Source organism: Caballeronia sp. GAWG2-1, from assembly GCF_023631405.1.
Lineage (GTDB): Bacteria > Pseudomonadota > Gammaproteobacteria > Burkholderiales > Burkholderiaceae > Caballeronia.
The window spans coordinates 110,434-129,074 of sequence record NZ_JALQDD010000002.1; the positions used below are offsets into that span (position 1 = coordinate 110,434).

Sequence of the window (18,641 nt, forward strand, 5' to 3'; positions counted from 1 at the left end):
ATGTTCAAGAAGTTGTCGATCCGCACGATGCTCACGCTCGTCGGACTGCTATTCGTCAGTTGCGCGGCCGTGATCGGCGCGCTGTCGCTCGTCGGCCTGAACTCGGCGAGCCATTCGCTCACGTCGCTCGCGCAGGAAGACATGGTCGCGATGCGCGCGCTCGCGGAGACCTCGTCGTATCTGCTGCGCTCGCGCATCACGCTCGACCGCGTGCGTTCGCTCGCCGAAGCGGGCAACGACGCGGAAGCGAAGAAAGCGCTGGACCGCGGCCAGTATCTGCTCGACAAGAGCAACGAGAACTGGAAGCTCTATCTCGACACCCATAAGCCGATGCTGCCGAAGACCACGCTCGATGAGCTCGTGGCGCAGCACGACACGCTCGTGAAGACGGGCGTCGAGCCGGAATTCACCGCGATCCGCGCGAACGACATGGCCGCGTATCACGCCATCGCGGATACGAAGATCAGCCCGATGTTCGTGTCCTTCGATCAGGCGGTAGTCGCGGCGGTGGCGTTCCAGCAGAAGCACGCGGAAGAATCGCGCTCGAACACGGCGTCGCACATCTCGACGCTTAGCCTGACCATCGGCGCGCTGCTCGCGTTGTCGGTGCTCATTCTCATCGGGACGCGCATCGCGTTGCGCGGCCTTATCGTGCAGCCGATCAACGACGCCGTCGATCACTTCGACCGCATCTCGCGCGGCGATCTCACGAAGTCGGCGCATACCGACAGCACCAACGAAATCGGGCGTCTGTTCGCGGGCATCGAACGCATGCGAACGGACCTGACGCATATGGTCGGTGCGGTGCATCGCGGCGCGGAATCGATCGATGTCGGCGCGCATGAAATTTCGAGCGGCAACACGGACCTCTCGCAACGCACGGAAGAACAGGCAGCGTCGCTGCAGGAAACGGCGTCGAGCATGGAAGAGCTGACGAGCACGGTCAAGCAGAACGCGGACAACGCGCGTCAGGCGAGCCAGCTTGCGGTGAACGCGTCGGATATCGCGTCGCGCGGCGGCCAGGTCGTCGAGCAGGTCGTCGATACGATGAACGCGATTGCATCGAGTTCGAGCAAGGTCGTGGACATCATCGGCGTGATCGAAGGCATCGCGTTCCAGACCAACATTCTCGCGTTGAACGCGGCCGTGGAAGCGGCGCGTGCAGGCGAGGAAGGACGCGGCTTCGCGGTCGTGGCGGGCGAAGTGCGCTCGCTTGCACAACGCAGCGCGGCGGCGGCGAAGGAAATCAAGGCGCTGATCGGCGATTCGGCCGGCAAGGTGCAAAGCGGCTCCGAACTCGTCACGCGCGCCGGTGAAACCATGGGCGAGATCGTGCAGGCGGTGCGCCGCGTGACCGACATCATGGGCGAGATCAGCGCGGCATCGGAAGAGCAGTCCGATGGCATCGAGCAGGTGAATCGCGCCGTCACGCAGATGGACAGCGTCACGCAACAGAACGCGGCCCTCGTCGAGGAAGCGGCGGCTGCCGCGGCATCGCTCGAAGAGCAGACGCGGCAACTGAAGGACGTGGTCGGCCAATGGCGCATCGAAGCAGGCACCAAGACGGTTGCCGCGCCCGCTACACGCGTGTCGCCGAAGGCTGCCGTCTCGAAGGCGAAGACGTTCAAGCGCGCCGAACCCACAAAAGTTTCGCACGAGGCTAACGTCGCGCGCGAACCGGCCGTTATCAAGGTAACGGCAAGCGAAGCGCAACAGCCAGCGAAGAAGCCCGCGCCGCGTATGGCAGCGAAAGCCGCCGTGAGCGCACCGCGCGCCAAGGCGACGACCGCGGACGACGGCGACTGGGAAACCTTCTAAGCCGGGTTTGCAAACAGCAGCGACCATGCAGGCTTTCGACATGAGCTCCGTTCGCGGAGAACAGCGACGACAAAGCCACGCAAGATCGCATTCAACGACACAACGGCGCGCGTCGCCGAAGAAGACGCCAGGGAAGCACGAAGCATCATGACGGCAACGCGCAACGCACGCATCGACCCGGCCGCCGGCACGCGCGGCTCCGAAGTCGAACGCGACTTCGAATTCACGGCAGCGGACTTCGCTCGCATTCGCGGACTGATTCATCGCCGCGCGGGCATTTCGCTCTCCGACCACAAGCGCGACATGGCGTATAGCCGTCTCGCCCGCCGTCTGCGCGCATGCGGCATCGACACGTTCAAGCTGTATCTGGACCGGCTGGAAGCCAACGAAGACAGCAACGAATGGGAAGCCTTCGTCAATGCGCTGACCACGAACCTCACCGCGTTCTTCCGCGAGTCGCATCACTTTCCGATTCTCGCGGACTTCGCCAAGCGCCGGCAGCAACCGGTGTCGGTGTGGTGCTCGGCGGCATCGACGGGTGAAGAGCCTTACTCGATCGCGATGACGCTCGTCGAAGCGCTCGGCGATCACGCCGCGCGCCAGTGCACGGTGTTCGCAAGCGATATCGACAGCCAGGTGCTCGCCAAGGCCGACGCCGGCGTGTATTCGCTCGATCAGGTGAAGACGCTGCCGGCGGACCGCCTCAAGCGTTTCTTCCTGAAGGGCACGGGCGCGCATGCGGGCCTCGTGAAGGTTCGTCCCGAGCTGCGCGCGATGGTGAACTTCGGCCGCGTGAATCTGACGGATGCGCGCTACGACATCAAGGGTCCGTTCGACGCGATCTTCTGCCGCAACGTGATGATCTACTTCGACAAGCCGACGCAATCGCACGTGCTGTCGCGCTTCGATCCGCTGATGAAGCCGGGCGGCCTGCTGTTCGCGGGACACTCGGAAAACTTCACGTACGTGTCGCAGGCGTTCCGTCTGCGCGGCCAGACCGTGTATGAACTGACGCGCGACATGAAGAACGCGGGCGCGGCGAAACAAACGAAGGCGCTGGCGGGAGAAGTGGCATGAGCGGCCTGCCGATCGCGTCGAATCTGTATTTCGACAATCACTTTCAAAAGCCGGGCGTGAAGCTCCTGCCGAACGAGTTTTACATGACGAGCGAAGACATGGTGCTCGTGACCGTGCTCGGCTCGTGCGTGGCGGCGTGCATCAACGATCGCACGGCGGGCATTGGCGGGATGAATCATTTCATGTTGCCCGACGACGGTTCGGATGCGTCGGCGGCGGCGTCCGATTCGATGCGCTACGGCGCCTATGCAATGGAAGTGCTGATCAACGAACTCATCAAGCGCGGCGGACGGCGTGAGCGTTTCGAAGCGAAGGTGTTCGGCGGCGGCGCGGTGCTCGCGGGCATGACGACCATCAATATCGGCGATCGTAATTCGGAGTTCGTGCGGCGTTATCTCGCGCTGGAAAAGATTCGTATCGTCGCCGAGGATTTGCAGGGCATGCATCCGCGCAAGGTGGCGTTCATGCCGCGCTCGGGACAAGTGATGGTCAAGAAACTGAAGGCCGCGCACGAGCCGGTGGTGGTGGAGCGCGAGCAGGCGCTCGTGCTACGCACGCCGGAAGAACGCGCGGAGCGGCTCGCAAAGGCACGCTCGCGGGTCGAGTTATTCAACACGAAGCCGGGTGCGGCGGGCGCCACGGGCAAGCCGCGCGTGGAACTGTTCGGCGCATCGAGTGCGGCGGGCGCAAAGCCCCGGGCCGAGCTATTCAGCAGCGGCCTGGCGCGTGCGCCGCGCAGCACCAGAGCGGCGGAGGAAGCATGAGTATCGTCAACGCGAACAATAAGCCGGCGACGCCGAAGATCAACGTACTGTGCGTCGACGATTCGGCGCTGGTGCGCAGCCTGATGACCGAGATCATCAACTCGCAGCCCGACATGCACGTGTGCGCGACCGCGCCCGACCCGCTCGTCGCACGTGAGCTCATCAAGCTGCATAACCCGGACGTACTGACGCTGGATGTCGAAATGCCGCGCATGGACGGCCTCGACTTCCTGGAAAAGTTGATGCGCCTGCGGCCGATGCCGGTCGTGATGGTGTCGTCGCTGACCGAGCGCGGCAACGAAATCACGTTGCGCGCGCTGGAACTCGGCGCGGTGGATTTCGTGACGAAGCCGAAAGTCGGCATCCGCGACGGCATGCTCGATTACGCGGAGAAGCTCGCCGACAAGATTCGCGCGGCCTCGCGCGCTCGCGTGCGGCAGACCACGCATGCGGCAAGCGCGCCCGCCAGCGCGGGGTCGGCTGCCGCCGTGCGGCCCGCGCCGCATTTGAACAACCCGTTGGTATCGACGGAAAAGCTGGTGATCGTCGGGGCATCGACGGGCGGAACGGAAGCGATCCGCGAAGTGCTCGTGCCGCTGCCGCCCGATGCGCCCGCCGTGCTGATCGCGCAACACATGCCGCCCGGCTTCACGAAGTCGTTCGCGCAGCGTCTGAACGGACTATGCCGTATCACGGTGAAGGAAGCCGAACACGGCGAGCGTGTCTTGCCGGGCCACGCGTATATCGCGCCGGGCCACGCGCATCTGGTGCTCGCGCGCAGCGGAGCGAACTACGTGGCGCATCTGTCGGACGCGCCGCCGGTCAACCGGCATCGTCCCTCGGTGGATGTGCTGTTCCGCTCAGCCGCGCAGCACGCGGGCAAGAACGCGATCGGCGTGATCCTGACCGGCATGGGCCGCGACGGCGCGGCCGGCCTGCTCGACATGCAGCAGGCGGGCGCTTACACGCTTGCGCAGGACGAAGCGAGTTGCGTGGTGTTCGGCATGCCGCGCGAAGCAATTGCAATGGGCGGTGCGAGCGAAATCGCGCCGCTCAACGAAATGAGCCGGCGCGTCATGGCGCGGCTTGCCTCGATGGGCGAACGCGTGCAGCGCGTCTGATTTTTCACTTTGGATTCGCGGCGTCGCGCCGCATTGAAACAACCGGGAGTAGTGATGGACAAGAACATGAAGATCCTCGTCGTCGACGATTTTCCGACGATGCGCCGTATCGTGCGCAATCTGCTGAAAGAGCTCGGCTATTCGAACGTCGATGAAGCCGAAGATGGCGCCGCCGGTCTCGCGCGACTGCGCGGCGGCGGCTTCGACTTCGTCATCTCCGACTGGAACATGCCGAACCTCGACGGCCTCGCCATGCTGCAGCAGATTCGCGCGGACGCCAACCTCTCGCATTTGCCGGTACTCATGGTGACGGCGGAATCGAAGAAGGAAAACATCATCGCGGCGGCGCAAGCCGGTGCGAATGGTTACGTCGTTAAGCCGTTCACGGCCGCCACGCTCGACGAGAAGCTCAGCAAGATTCTCGAGAAGATGGCCAAAGCGGGGAGCTGATCGTGAACGATCTGACTACTGATTTTGCCGCCCCGCTCATGCAGGCGGAGATCGAGAACGATCAGTCCACTGACCGGATTCTCGCCCGCATCGGGCAACTGACGCGCACGCTGCGCGACTCGATGCGCGAACTCGGCCTCGACAAGCAGGTGGAAGCGGCAGCCGTTGCCGTTCCGGACGCACGCGATCGCCTGAAGTACGTCGCCACGATGACTGAGCAGGCTGCCGAGCGCGCGCTCAACGCGATCGAACTCGCGAAGCCGATGCAAGAAGCGATGCAGCACGAAGCGCAGGCGCTCGATGCACGCTGGGAGCAATGGTACGGCGCGCCGCTCGGACAGGGCGAAGCGGGCGAATTGCTCGCGGATACGCGCACGTTTCTGCAAAGCGTTCCGGCGAAGACGCAGGCGACCAATGCGCAACTGCTCGAAATCATGCTCGCGCAGGATTTCCAGGATTTGACCGGACAGGTCATCAACAAGATCACGGATGTCGTGTATCTCATCGAACAGCAATTGCTTGGCGTGCTGCTCGAAAACATCGCACCGGAGCGGCGCGAGCAGTTCGCGGCATCGGCGGCGGCGCTCGTCTCTTCGAGCGGCAGCCCGGAAGCCTTGCTCAACGGTCCGCAGATCAATCCGCAAGGCCGCAGCGATGTCGTGCAGGATCAGTCGCAAGTGGACGACCTGCTGGCGAGCCTGGGTTTTTAAGCTCCTGCATCGGCGGCTTTCTCGCCCGCGAATGACGCGGCGCGCACGAAGAGTGCGCGTCGCGTTTTTTCGCGCGCGTCTTAAATTCGTGTGAATGAATCGCACTGTTTCCGGTCCAATTCGCCAAAACGCAAACGGCGCGTGCTGGCGAACGTTCGGACAATTCCGAGGACTTTGGCATACTGACGGTTGTGCGGCACCCTGGCGGTGCGCAAATCGGCGGTTCTTGCGTCACCGGAACGTCATGAGCCGGCCGCTTGCGAGCGCGCCGGCGGCGTCAAACATCATGGACAGCGAATATCAGGAGGCCCAGTGAAGGCACTGAAGCAACCCCGTCTTGGGCATCTGCAAAGACACTTCGTTCTGCTAGCGGGAGCGTTCGGCATCTGCGCCGCGGCACCGGCATTGGCCGCGCTTGGCGGCGATCCGCTCACCGCGCCACCGGGCGCCACGGCGACGAATGCGGTCGTGCGCGCAGCCGTGGGCGCCTCGGGCGCGTCGTCTGCCAGCGCTTCGAGTTATACGGTCCGGTCGACCACGCTTGCGAGCGGCACCATCGTCAACGAGTATTTGTCCACGGAGGGCACGGTGTTCGGCATCGCCTGGCGCGGACCGCGTGTGCCCGACCTGGCCACGCTGCTCGGCAGCTATTTCCCGCAGTATCAGCAAGGCCTGCTCGCGCAACGCGTCGAGCGCGGCGCACGCGGTCAGGTGAGCGTGCAGGATTCGGGTCTCGTCGTGCGCTCGGGCGGACACATGGGTGCATTTGCCGGCAGCGCCTATCTGCCGCAATCCTTGCCCGCCGGCGTATCCGCCAGCGACATTCAGTAAGCGACGGGAGAACCCAGTATGCGTAGAACTACACTCGGCCTCGGCGCTTCCTCTTCTTCGAGCGCACGCAACTGCGTGCGCTGGCTCGGCGCGCTGTTCCTCGCGTTCGCGCTCGCCGCATGCGGCGGTGGCGGCGACGACAACAAATCCAGCTCGAACGGCGGTTCGAGCGGCGGCTCATCCGGCGGCTCGGTTGGCGGCGGCGGTTCCACCAGCACGGCGAACGCGCAGCCCGTTGCGGCCAACGGCACCAATGCCGTGCCGATCAGCGTCAACGCGGGTGTGGCGGGCTTCGTCAATATTCCGAACGTGTCGGTGACGGTATGCGCGCCGGGCACGAACGTATGTCAGACCATCGACAACATTCAGCTCGATACCGCTTCCTACGGCCTGCGTATCCTGAACACGGCGGCGCAGTCGGTACTGGGCAGCCTGCCTGTCACGAGCGCGGGGAACGGCGGTCAGCTCGCCGAATGCGCCGGTTTCGCGGATGGCTATACGTGGGGCACGGTGCGTCAGGCGGATGTGCGTATCGGTACCGAAGTCGCGAGCAACGTGCCGTTGCAGATCATCGGCGATCTGGCTTCGACCTCGGCGCCGTCCGGCATGAACGGCTGCCCGTCCGGCAATGACGAAGCGACGACCGCTGATATCGGCGCGAACGGCATTCTCGGCGTCGGTCCCGCGACCTACGACTGCGGCACGTCCTGCGTGAGTTCCGCGCTCAACGCGACTTACTTCTCCTGCCAGAACGGCACGAACTGCACGGGCACGGCAGTGCCGCTCGCGCAGCAGGTCGTCAACCCGGTCATGCGCTTTCCGACCGACAACAACGGCGTGATCGTGCAGTTGCCGCCCATTCCAGACAACGGCGCGGCGAGTGCCGCCGGCACGCTGGTGTTCGGCATCGGCACGCAGAGCAATAACTCGCTTTCGGGCGTCACGAAGTACGGCACGGACCAATTCGGCGATCTGACGGGCTCCTACAAGGGCACGACGTATCAGACCTTCTTCGATACCGGCTCGAACGGCAACTTCTTCCAGGACAGCTTCACGCTCTGTTCGAGCACGAGTTCGTTCTATTGCCCGAGTTCCGAGCAACAGTTGTCGGCCACGATCACCGGCAGCGAGGGCAATACCGCCACCGTGCCGTTCAGTCTCGTAAGCGCGCGCACGCTGACCTCGGGCGGCGGGAAGTACGCATTCGACAGTCTCGGCGGTCAGTTGGGCATGACGGGCTTCTTCGACTTCGGCATGCCGTTCTTCTACGGACGGCACGTGTATGTCGGCTACGATCCGCAGGGAAGCTCGCCTTACGTGGCGTTCTGACCGGCCAGTAAGTTCGAAGCAAAAAAATCCGGCAGCGTTGAGCGCGTTGCCGGATTTTTTATTGGCCGTCGCGCGGCTTGCGTGGCGCGCGTTCGAAGATGAAGTCGTAGAGCCAGCGCGGCATGACATGCAGCAGCATGCCCGCAATGCGCATTTGCCATGGAAAGGTCGCGTAGCGCACCTTGCGCGCGATGGCGTCGGCGGCCTTGCCGGCGAAGCGGTCCGCGTCCATGAGAAAGGGCATGGGATAGGGATTGTGCGCCGTCATTTCCGAGCGCACGTAGCCCGGCGCGATGGTCACGACCGCGACGCCTTGTGGCCGCATTTCCACACGCAACGCTTCCAGATACTTCGCCGCCGCCGATTTCGACGCACTGTAGGCGCCCGATCCTGGCAGCCCGCGCACGCCTGCGACGCTCGCGATACCGACGAGCGTGCCGCTTCGCGCCGCCGTCATCGACGCGATGAACGGCTCGAACGTGGCCACCATGCCGAAGTAGTTGGTGTCCATGACGGCGCGGAAGGCTTCGAGATCGCCGTGGCCGGTGAGGGCGCCACGGCTTACGCCTGCATTGGCGATCACGATATCGGCGGGACCGTGTTCTTCGATGAAACGGCGCGCGGCATCGGCAAGCGCGTTCGCGTTGCGCACGTCGGCGGGGTAGATCGAGATGGAGGCTTGCGGATGGCGGGCGGCGAATGCCGCGAGGGAATCGACGCGACGGGCGACGAGGCCGAGTTCGGCCCCGCGCTTGACATACTCTTCGGCTAAAGCGAGGCCGATGCCACTCGACGCGCCGGTCAGGAAAACCTTGAGACGAACTGCGTTCATGCCGGCCCGTGTCGATTACATCTTCTTGTCGCGAACTTGCTGAACGAGAAAGTCCATCACGTCGGTCGTGCCTTGCAGACTGTTGGTCGCGGCCGGACCCGTGACGTACTTACCCTGCACGATGACGGTAGGCACGCCGTCGATCTTGTAGTCCTGCAGCAACTTGGCGTCGCGCTTGATGTCGCTCTGCGTCGAGAACGAGTTATACGCGTCCATGTACTTCTTCTTGTCGATGCCCTGAGTCGCAAGGAAGGTCGCCTGCGCCTCGGGCGTCAGCAGATAGTTCTTCTTCACGTGGATCTCGTTGAACACGGCCGGCGTGACCTTCTCCGCGACGCCCAGCGCGACGAGCGCGTGATACATCTTCGAGTGCGGGATGAAGTCGTCGCGGAAGGCAACCGGCACGCGCTTGAACACGACGTCCGGTCCTTGCTTCTTTTCCCACGTCTCGATGTACGGCTCGAATTCGTTGCAATGCGGGCAGCCGTACCAGAAGAATTCGATGACTTCGACCTTGCCCGCGGGCGCGCCGACCGGCTGAGGCGCCGACAGCACCGTATAGTCCTTGCCCGAAACGGGCGCCGCCGATGCGACATTAGCCGCACTCAGCGAAAGAGCCGCGATGCCGAAAGAAAGAGCGAGGGCGCTAAGCAGTTTTTTCATGATTTGAGAGGAAGCACAGAAGGTCCATAAGTGGGACATACGACGCTTAAGCCGAGCTTAAAGTCGGCCCGCATCGCGTTGATTACGACGCGGGCCACGCCCGTCATTGCTTCGAGAACCGGATGACGGCGGTATCGACGCCTGCATCGGACAGACGCTGGCGTGCCGTGTTCATGTCCTCGAACTTCGCGAACGGGCCGACGCGCACGCGATAGTACGTCACGCCGCCCGCGTCGCGCTGCGTCACCTTCGATTCGAAACCCTGGAAGCCGAGCCGCGCGCGCTGCTGTTCCGCGTCGGCCTGAGTCTTGTACGCGCCGACCTGCAGGAAGTAACCCGTGTTGACGTCGCCAGGAGCGGGCGGCGTGGTCTTGGCCGTGCCCGTCGTCGAGCTCGGCTTGGGCGTAGCGGCGGCGGAACTCGTCGCGTTGTCGGGCGTCTTCGGATTCGCGGCGTTGCCGTTCCTCGGCGTGGACGCGGCCGAACCGGAAGGCGGCACTTCGACGATCTGCGGTTCGTCCAGCATGCCCGACGATTGCGTCTGATTGGTGCTCTGGCCCGGCGCGGTATTAGGTGGCGTGGGTTGCGCGGCTTGTGGCACGGCCTGCCCAGGCGTCTTGCCTTGCAGCGGACGATTCGGATCGTAAGGCTGCGCGGCGGGCGCGGAACTGGTGTCGGAGGGCGGCGGCGCAACCTTCGCCACGAACGGCGTGGGCGCGCGGGTGATATATAGCGCGACGATCACGGCGATCGCGAGCCCGACGATCAGGCCCAGCACGATGCCGAGAAAAGTACCCCCGGTTTGCTTCGACTGCGACTGCTTCGACGTGCGACGTGGTTTTGCCATCGTATGAATCACCTGCAAAAAGTCTTCGAGTTGGCCGACGATTATAACGGTGGCTTAAAGCCAAGTCCGCGCCAGGCAGCCGTCCGCGCGCGTCGAAAGTCGTGTTTTCGGCGCGACGGACGTCTTCTGACCATTACATCTTTTCGGGAGCCGACACGCCGATGGTCGCGAGACCGTTGGCGAGCACCTGACGCGTCGCGGCAAGCAGCGCGATGCGCGCGTCGCGTTCCTTTTGTTCGTCCACGAGCACGCGCTCCGCATTGTAGAACGAGTGAAATTCGCCAGCGAGGTCGCGCAAATAGAAAGCGACGGCATGCGGCGCCAGTTCTTCGGCGGCGTGCGCGAGCATTTCCGGATACTCGGCGAGCTTGTTGAGCAATGCCATGGCGCGCGGGCTCGACAGCGGCTCGAGATCGGCGTGCGCGGCCTGGGCCAGATCGCCGCCGTAGCGCTCCTTCCAGTCGTTGAGAATCGTGCTGATGCGCGCGTGGGCGTACTGCACGTAATAGACCGGATTTTCGTCGTTCTGCTTGAGCGCGAGGTCGATATCGAAGACGAATTCGGTATCTGCCTTGCGCGAAATGAGGAAGAAGCGCACGGCGTCGCGGCCGCGGCGGATGGTGTCTTCGTCCAGTTGATCGGGCGCGGCTTCGTTGCCGGGCGTCATGCCGCCCGACCATTCGATCAGATCGCGCACGGTCACGTAGCTTCCGGCGCGCTTGCTGATCTTGACTTCCTGGCCGTCGCGCATGACGGTGACCATCTTGTGCAGCACGTAGTCGGGGTAGCCTTTCGGAATACCGATGCCGAGCCCTTGCAGCCCAGCGCGAACCCGCGCGATGGTGCCGTGGTGGTCCGAGCCCTGCACGTTGATGACCTTGGTGAAGCCGCGCTGCCACTTGGCAACGTGATACGCCACGTCCGGCACGAAGTAGGTATAGGTGCCGTCGGTCTTGCGCATGACGCGGTCTTTGTCGTCGCCGTCGTCGGTGGTGCGCAGCCACAATGCGCCCTCTTGCTCATAGGTCTTGCCGGCAGCCACGAGCGCCTCGACGGTCTGCTCGACGCGTCCTTCCTTGTACAGCGACGACTCCAGATAGAACTGATCGAACTTCACGCCGAACGCGGTCAGATCCATGTCCTGTTCGTGACGCAGATAAGCGACCGCGAAGCTGCGGATGGCTTCGAGATTCTCGACATCGCCCACGCCCTTGACCGGCTCGCCGTCTTTCGCCGCGACGGTTGCGCCCGCCAGGTAATCACGCGCGATATCGGCAATGTATTCGCCGTTGTACGCCGCTTCCGGCCACTCGGCGTCGCCTGGCTTGAAGCCGCGCGCACGCGCTTGCGTCGAGATGGCGAGGTTGCCGATCTGCACGCCCGCGTCGTTGTAATAGAACTCGCGATGCACCGCGTAACCTTGCGTGCCGAGCAGGTTCGAGAGCGCGTCACCAAGCGCGGCCTGACGTCCATGACCGACGTGCAGCGGTCCGGTCGGGTTCGCGGAGACGAATTCGATCAACACTTGCTTGCCTGCATCGCGCCGCGAGTCGCCGTATGCGGCGCCTTCGGACAGCACTGCCGGGATCACGGCTTGCTTCGCCGTTGCCGCGAGTCGCAGATTGATGAAGCCCGGACCCGCGACTTCCGCGCCTTCCACGAGCCCCTTGGCTGCTGCGTTGCCGAGTAGCGCATCGACGATTTGTTGCGCAAGCTGACGCGGATTGGCGCGCAGTGGCTTGGCGAGTTGCATCGCCACGTTCGAGGCGACATCGCCATGCGCCGCGACCTTCGGTCGTTCGAGCACGATGGTCGGCGCGACGAAGGCCGCTTCAGTCGCGCCCTGCGTGGCTTGCGCGACCTGCTTGACCGCGTCGGTGAGGAGCGTTTCTAGGGTTTCTTTGTGTGCGGGCAGCATGCTGAAAATGATCCAGTGGAGCGAGTCCGATGTGGTGTGGCGTAGGCGAGGGTGGTGCGCGCGGATGCGCGACGCGATGCTGGTCCGGCCGTAAGAGGCCTCGACAGGCCGCGGGAATCAAACTACGCGTAAAGCGGGATTTTAGCAGGTGCTAATATGTCGAATCAGGGTGCATACCGGGCAGTCGGCGCGACTCGCGGCAACATCGTGCAGCTTTCAAAGCTGCATATCAACATAAAGAAAAGGACCTAACCATGCTGATCACTTTCAAAACCAGCGCGGCTCCGGACGTCATGATGCTGCAAAACCTCGCCGAGTATCTGCTTGGCATCATTGGTAAACAGCTGAACGAACGGGGCGTCATCACTCACGACGAACTGCCCGCGGCTATCGAAAAACTCGAAGCCGCCGTGTCGACTGACAAGAAAGAGCGCGCCGAGCACGACGGCCACTTCCACGAAGGTGAGGACGGTCACGAACCGCACGAGATTCCCATCGGGCTGGCGCAACGCGCTTATCCGTTTCTCGACATGCTGCGTCTTGCGCAGAAAGAGCATACGGACATTCTCTGGGGCGTCTGAACGTTCGTTTGCATTGGCGAATAAAAAACCCGCATCGGCGACGATGCGGGTTTTTACTTTGCAGCGGACATAACGTCAGACGGCTGAGTCGCGATGCTGCCGCTTACTGCGACTGACCGCCTTCCGCCGGAGCAGGTTTGGCGGACGCTCTCGGCTTCTTGGGCTTCTTCGGCTTCTTCTTGTGCTCGGTAACGGGCGGCGAGTACGAAGACGCCGTGGTGGTGCTGGCCTGCGCGAACGCAGCCGAACTCGATGCTGCAAGTACGGCTGCCGCAAGCGCTACGGTTACGGCGGACGTCATCTTCTTCATGCGACTTTCTCCGTGACGAAAAGAAATGCGTGGCCGTCGTGGTGACGACCTATCGCGGCTACAAGTCTACGGAAATCAAAATTTTCCCGCCGATAGCGTGCATTTTTTTCGTTATCACAGATTGCATATGTTGTTTTGCAGCATTAGCGCTGCGGCGCGAGGGCGCGTTCCGCATCCGCGTTCGAGATCGCCATGCGTTCGGCGAAGCTCGCAAGTTGGTCGTCGCCGATCTTGCCCACCGAAAAATACGTGCTCTCCGGGTGCGCGAGATAGAAACCCGACACGCTCGCGGCCGGCAACATGGCAAGCGACTCCGTTACGCTCATGCCGATTTCGCCTGCCTGAAGTACTTCGAACATATCGCGCTTGACGAGGTGATCCGGGCACGCCGGATAACCCGGCGCCGGGCGAATGCCGGCGTACTTTTCCGCGATGAGCGATTCGTTGTCCAGCGTTTCGTTCGCCGCATAGCCCCACAGATCGCGACGCACGCGCGCGTGCAGTGCTTCGGCGAATGCTTCGGCGAAACGGTCGGCCAGCGCCTTCAGCATGATTGCGCTGTAGTCGTCGTGATCGGCTTCGAACTGCTTTTCCTTCTTGTCGACGCCAAGGCCCGCCGTCACCGCGAACATGCCGATGTAGTCGGCCACGCCGGAATCTTTCGGCGCGATGAAGTCGGCAAGCGAGCGGTTCGGCCTTTGCACGCCATCGACAATCGGACGCACGCTTTGTTGACGCAGATTGCGCCATGTCATTGCGACTTGCGAGCGTGAGTCGTCCGTGTAGATTTCGATGTCGTCGTCGTTCACGGTGTTCGCGGGCAGCAGCATGACCACGCCGTTCGCCTGAAGCCAGCGGCCCTGGATGATGCGCGAGAGCATGGACTTGCCGTCCGAGAACACGCGCCGCGCCGATTCGCCGACGATTTCATCGTTGAGAATCGCGGGGTAGGGGCCCGCGAGATCCCATGTCTGGAAGAACGGCGCCCAGTCGATATAAGTCGCCAACTCGGCCAGATCGTAATTCTTGAACACGCGCCGCCCGATGAAGCCCGGCTTCTTCGGCCGATACGCGCTCCAGTCGATCTTCGTTTTGTTGGCCCGCGCCTGATCGTAAGTGACCATGGGCAGCGCCTTCTTGTTCGCGTGTTGCGTGCGGATGCGGTCGTAGTCGGTCTTCAGGTCGTCGAGATACTTGGCCGCACCCTCGTCCGACAGCAGGCTCGACGCCACCGAGACCGAACGCGACGCATCCGGCACATACACCACCGGCCCTTCGTAATGCGGCGCGATCTTCACGGCGGTGTGCACGCGCGAAGTCGTCGCGCCGCCGATCAGAAGCGGCGTCTGCTTGCCACGGAAGTAGTCGTCGCGCTGCATTTCGGACGCGACGTACGCCATCTCCTCGAGACTCGGCGTAATGAGTCCCGAGAGCCCGATGATATCCGCGCCTTCTTCCTTCGCCTTTTGCAGGATGGTCGCGCAGGGCACCATCACGCCCATGTTGACCACTTCGAAGTTGTTGCACTGGAGCACGACCGAGACGATGTTCTTGCCGATGTCGTGCACGTCGCCCTTCACGGTCGCGATGACGATCTTGCCCTTCGGCCGCACGTCGGCGCCTGCATCGGCGAGACGCTTCTTCTCTTCTTCGATGAACGGAATTAGATGCGCAACCGCCTGCTTCATCACGCGAGCGGACTTGACCACTTGCGGCAGGAACATCTTGCCCGCGCCGAACAGGTCGCCGACGACATTCATGCCGTCCATGAGCGGCCCTTCGATCACGTTGATCGGCCGGCCGCCTGCCTTCTCGATCTTCGCGCGCACTTCTTCCGTATCTTCGACGATGAAGTTCGTGATGCCGTGCACGAGCGCATGCGACAGACGCGCTTCGACCGGCTGATTACGCCATTCGAGGTTCTCCTCCTTTTTTGCCGCGCCGGTCTTGAACTTGTCGGCGACTTCGAGCAGACGGTCGGTGCCGTCGTCGCGACGATTGAGCACGACGTCTTCCACGCGTTCGCGCAACTCGGCGTCGAGATCGGCATAAACGCCGAGCTGGCCCGCGTTGACGATGCCCATGTCCATGCCCGCCTGAATGGCGTGGTAGAGGAACACGGTATGGATGGCTTCGCGCACGGGGTCGTTGCCGCGAAACGAGAACGACACGTTCGACACGCCGCCGCTCACCTTGGCGTGCGGCAGATTTTGTTTGATCCAGCGCGTGGCGTTGATGAAATCGACCGCGTAGTTGTTGTGCTCTTCGATGCCCGTCGCGATAGCGAAGATGTTCGGATCGAAGATGATGTCCTCGGGCTCGAAGCCCACTTCGTTCACAAGGATGTCGTAGGAGCGCTTGCAGATTTGCGTCTTGCGCTCGAAGGTATCGGCTTGCCCTTGCTCGTCGAAGGCCATGACCACGGATGCCGCGCCGTAGCGACGGATCAGGTTTGCGTGATGACGGAAGGCGTCCTCGCCTTCCTTGAGCGAGATCGAGTTGACAATAGCCTTGCCTTGCACGCATTTGAGACCGGCTTCGATCACTTCGAACTTCGACGAGTCGATCATGATCGGCACACGCGCGATATCCGGCTCCGAGGCGATCAGATTCAGAAAGCGCACCATGGCGGCTTTCGAATCGAGCATGGCCTCGTCCATGTTGATGTCGATGACCTGCGCGCCGTTCTCGACCTGCTGACGCGCGACGGCGAGCGCTTCATCGAACTGGCCGTTCAGGATCATGCGCGCGAACGCCTTCGAGCCGGTCACGTTCGTGCGCTCGCCGACGTTGATGAAGAGCGAGCTGTCGGTGACGTTGAACGGCTCGAGGCCGGAGAGGCGCATGGTGTGGTCGGTCATGGTGTCTTTTATCTTGTCGTCGGTCGATGTCGGTATCGTCGTCAAGCAGCGTCGCGATACTGCGAAGGAAACGCGCGCGGCTTCACCTCGGCAAGCGCCTTCGCGATCTCCGCAATATGCTCCGGCGTCGTCCCGCAGCAACCGCCCGCAAGGTTCACGAGCCCCGCCTGCGCAAACTCCTTCAGCAAGCCCGAGGTCACATCCGGTGTCTCGTCGAAGCCCGTATCGCTCATCGGATTCGGCAGGCCCGCGTTCGGATAGCACGAAACGTAGGTATCGCAGAGCTTCGCCAATTCGGCGATATACGGACGCATCAGCGCCGCGCCCAGTGCGCAGTTGAGGCCGAAAGTCAGCGGCTTCGCATGACGCAGCGAGTTCCAGAACGCTTCGACCGTCTGTCCCGACAAGATGCGGCCCGACGCATCCGTTACCGTGCCCGAGATCATGATCGGCAGGAGTTCGTTCGTGTCCTCGAACAGCTCGTCGAGCGCGAAGAGCGCGGCTTTCGCGTTCAAGGTGTCGAAGATGGTCTCGACGAGGAACAGATCGCAGCCCGCGTCGAGCAACGCCTTCGCCTGATCGTAATAAGCCTCGCGCAATTCGTCGAAGGTCACGTTGCGCGCGCCGGGATCGTTCACGTCGGGCGAGATGCTTGCGGTCTTGGGCGTCGGTCCGATCGCGCCCGCCACGAAGCGCGGCTTGTCGGGCGTGGAGAAGGCATCGCAGGCGGCACGCGCGAGCTTCGCCGACTCGACGTTCATCTCGAAAGCCAGGTCTTCCATGCCGTAGTCGGCCTGCGCCACGCGTGTCGCGCCAAACGTATTCGTCTCGATGATGTCCGCGCCCGCCGCCAGATACTTGTCGTGAATCTCGCGGATGATCTGCGGCTGCGTGATCGAAAGCAGTTCGTTGTTGCCCTTGATGTCGCGTGCGTAGTCCTTGAAGCGCTCGCCACGGTACGCGGCTTCGTCGAGCTTGTAGCGCTGGATCATCGTGCCCATCGCGCCATCCAGGATGAGGATGCGTTTCTGCAAGAGCGCGGGGAGCGCGGCGCCGCGCGTGTAGACGCGCGAAGGAGCTTTGGATGTGGCGTTCTGGTTCATGACGGACGGGCCCTGCACCAATGTGAAATAGTCTGCATTGTAGCCGCAGCGCGGCTCGATCGCCGTGTGCGGGAGCGCTCGCGGACATGGCGCCGATGCAAAAAAAGAACCCCGCCTGGTTGCCCGGACGGGGTCTTTCGTGTCGCATGCTGCCGTGATCACCGCTGCTGGAGCGGGCGCGACGCGGCACTCAACCGCGCGCGCAGTCGAGTTTCAGTGGAGCACCACCGGCTGATTCATCAAGATATCGAACTGACCGAGGAATTCATCGACGTCTTCGAGCGACGGTTCTTCTTCGATCAGTTTCTGCACGTGCTCGCGAAACTTGGCGGCAAGCGCACCGTCGATGAAGATTTCCCGCTGCGTATTTTTGTCGACGATCTCATAGCCGCCCGACATCATCGCGAGATGATTGTCCTGCGGCGGGAACTCGACGACGCAATAGTTAGGGCTGTTGTAGATCATTTGCATGGCGACACTCCTTATTCCTGTTGCTCCTGGCAATCCTGCACCGTAATTGGAGCGCTCGGGTGGGAATTCAAGGGGTGGCCTCGACGTGATGCCGGTTTATCGAGGCTTTCTTGTGAAGCTTTTGACGCGGAAAGCTTATGACGCGGACGTGCGCAAGAAGTCATTCAACAATGCGCAAAACCGTTGCGACTCCTCGACCGGGCTTAGGTGCGCTGCGTTGAGTAGTTCGAATCGCGCGCCTGGTACGGTATCGGCAATCACCTGAGATGCAGCATGTGGCGTGCCACTGTCGTGCTCGCCGGCAATTACCAGCGTGGATTTGTCGATGGCTGCGAGCTTGTCCCGGACGTTGAAACGGCTGATTGCTTCAGCCGCGCGGGCGAAACCTTCGACGGGCGTTTGCGCAATTGTTTCGCCAATTTGCTCGACCACTTCCGGATGCGCCTTGCGAAATTGCGGCGTCAGCCAGCGTTCGAGCGTTGCATCCACCATACTCGCTACGCCGTTTTCGCGCACGGAAGCTGCCCGTTGACGAAAGGTAGGCTGCGCTTCTTCTGGAATAAACGCCGGCGCACCGACGACCGTCAGCGAATCCACTTTATCCGCATGGTTGATCGCAAACGTCTGCGCGACCATGCCGCCAATGGATAAGCCCACAAGGTGCGTGGTCTTTGCGCCAAGCTTGTCGAGCAATCCGGCCAGGTCATCGGCGAGGTCCCTGATACTGAACGCGTCCTGCGATACCGCAGTCCTTCCATGTCCGCGCAGGTCATAACGCAACACGTTGTAGCCATGACGGAAGTATCCCGCCATCTGGTCCCACACCGAGAGATCGCCTCCAAGTTGATGGATGAAGGTGAGCGTCGGGCCGCCGCCTTCGTTGTCGAGAACATACCGTGTGTCGATGCCATTGATCGTCGACTGCATATCGGCTCCGTGGAGAATGCGGTTTGCG

Annotated in this window: 18 protein-coding genes; 9 read left to right on the forward strand and 9 right to left on the reverse strand. The window is 62.6% G+C overall.

Annotation, left to right across the window (positions count from 1 at the left end):
- The 8 genes from NCR98_RS00890 to NCR98_RS00925 all read left to right on the forward strand — a co-directional run bounded on the left by NCR98_RS00890 (position 1) and on the right by NCR98_RS00925 (position 8,100).
- Positions 1-1,818 carry a methyl-accepting chemotaxis protein gene (locus NCR98_RS00890; RefSeq protein WP_250525301.1) on the forward strand — a complete coding sequence of 606 codons (1,818 nt, stop codon included), beginning with the start codon at positions 1-3 and terminating at the stop codon, positions 1,816-1,818.
- Between the two features lie 147 nt (positions 1,819-1,965).
- Positions 1,966-2,895 carry a CheR family methyltransferase gene (locus NCR98_RS00895; RefSeq protein ID WP_244826818.1) on the forward strand — a complete coding sequence of 310 codons (930 nt, stop codon included), beginning with the start codon at positions 1,966-1,968 and terminating at the stop codon, positions 2,893-2,895.
- Complete coding sequence (gene cheD, locus NCR98_RS00900; protein ID WP_250525302.1) at positions 2,892-3,659, forward strand: chemoreceptor glutamine deamidase CheD; 768 nt, start codon at positions 2,892-2,894, stop codon at positions 3,657-3,659. Before NCR98_RS00895 ends, cheD begins: the two co-directional genes overlap by 4 nt.
- The gene (locus NCR98_RS00905) at positions 3,656-4,780 is read left to right on the forward strand and encodes a protein-glutamate methylesterase/protein-glutamine glutaminase (RefSeq protein ID WP_244826820.1); all 1,125 of its coding nucleotides are present in this window, start codon (positions 3,656-3,658) and stop codon (positions 4,778-4,780) included. The genes cheD and NCR98_RS00905 overlap by 4 nt, the downstream gene beginning before the upstream one ends.
- A gap of 54 nt (positions 4,781-4,834) precedes the next feature.
- The gene (cheY, locus tag NCR98_RS00910) at positions 4,835-5,230 is read left to right on the forward strand and encodes a chemotaxis response regulator CheY (RefSeq protein ID WP_244826821.1); all 396 of its coding nucleotides are present in this window, start codon (positions 4,835-4,837) and stop codon (positions 5,228-5,230) included.
- A 38-nt stretch (positions 5,231-5,268) separates the two neighbouring features.
- The gene (gene cheZ, locus NCR98_RS00915; protein WP_244827944.1) at positions 5,269-5,940 is read left to right on the forward strand and encodes a protein phosphatase CheZ; all 672 of its coding nucleotides are present in this window, start codon (positions 5,269-5,271) and stop codon (positions 5,938-5,940) included.
- Between the two features lie 321 nt (positions 5,941-6,261).
- Positions 6,262-6,771 (forward strand): DUF2844 domain-containing protein, encoded by a 510-nt coding sequence (locus NCR98_RS00920; RefSeq protein ID WP_502799706.1) that lies wholly within the window; start codon positions 6,262-6,264, stop codon positions 6,769-6,771.
- A gap of 18 nt (positions 6,772-6,789) precedes the next feature.
- Entirely contained in the window at positions 6,790-8,100 is a 1,311-nt protein-coding gene (locus NCR98_RS00925) for a DUF3443 domain-containing protein (protein WP_250462714.1), read from the forward strand.
- Positions 8,101-8,158: 58 nt separating this feature from the next.
- Here NCR98_RS00925 and NCR98_RS00930 read toward each other — a convergent pair whose 3' ends face one another.
- From NCR98_RS00930 to argS, 4 genes are all read right to left on the reverse strand, one after another.
- Entirely contained in the window at positions 8,159-8,932 is a 774-nt protein-coding gene (locus tag NCR98_RS00930; RefSeq protein WP_250525303.1) for an SDR family oxidoreductase, read from the reverse strand.
- Between the two features lie 15 nt (positions 8,933-8,947).
- A complete protein-coding gene (locus tag NCR98_RS00935) occupies positions 8,948-9,595 on the reverse strand; it encodes a thiol:disulfide interchange protein DsbA/DsbL (RefSeq protein WP_244826825.1) in 648 nt (215 codons plus the stop codon).
- A gap of 103 nt (positions 9,596-9,698) precedes the next feature.
- Positions 9,699-10,442, reverse strand: a complete 744-nt coding sequence (locus tag NCR98_RS00940) for an SPOR domain-containing protein (protein ID WP_244826826.1) — start codon at positions 10,440-10,442, stop codon at positions 9,699-9,701.
- Between the two features lie 133 nt (positions 10,443-10,575).
- Complete coding sequence (gene argS, locus NCR98_RS00945; protein WP_250491693.1) at positions 10,576-12,360, reverse strand: arginine--tRNA ligase; 1,785 nt, start codon at positions 12,358-12,360, stop codon at positions 10,576-10,578.
- 254 nt (positions 12,361-12,614) lie between these two features.
- Between argS and NCR98_RS00950 the strand changes: the two genes are divergently transcribed.
- Positions 12,615-12,941, forward strand: a complete 327-nt coding sequence (locus NCR98_RS00950; RefSeq protein ID WP_244826828.1) for a DUF1840 domain-containing protein — start codon at positions 12,615-12,617, stop codon at positions 12,939-12,941.
- A gap of 103 nt (positions 12,942-13,044) precedes the next feature.
- Here NCR98_RS00950 and NCR98_RS00955 read toward each other — a convergent pair whose 3' ends face one another.
- The 5 genes from NCR98_RS00955 to NCR98_RS00975 form a co-directional block, all read right to left on the reverse strand.
- Entirely contained in the window at positions 13,045-13,251 is a 207-nt protein-coding gene (locus tag NCR98_RS00955; RefSeq protein WP_250462726.1) for a hypothetical protein, read from the reverse strand.
- Between the two features lie 143 nt (positions 13,252-13,394).
- Positions 13,395-16,112 (reverse strand): methionine synthase, encoded by a 2,718-nt coding sequence (gene metH / locus NCR98_RS00960; RefSeq protein ID WP_244827945.1) that lies wholly within the window; start codon positions 16,110-16,112, stop codon positions 13,395-13,397.
- A 41-nt stretch (positions 16,113-16,153) separates the two neighbouring features.
- Positions 16,154-17,215, reverse strand: coding sequence for a homocysteine S-methyltransferase family protein (locus NCR98_RS00965; RefSeq protein WP_250525304.1), 1,062 nt, complete (start codon positions 17,213-17,215; stop codon positions 16,154-16,156).
- Positions 17,216-17,428: 213 nt separating this feature from the next.
- Entirely contained in the window at positions 17,429-17,686 is a 258-nt protein-coding gene (locus NCR98_RS00970) for a BTH_I0359 family protein (protein WP_244826831.1), read from the reverse strand.
- Between the two features lie 135 nt (positions 17,687-17,821).
- Entirely contained in the window at positions 17,822-18,613 is a 792-nt protein-coding gene (locus NCR98_RS00975) for an alpha/beta fold hydrolase (RefSeq protein WP_250525305.1), read from the reverse strand.
- Positions 18,614-18,641 lie beyond the last annotated feature (28 nt).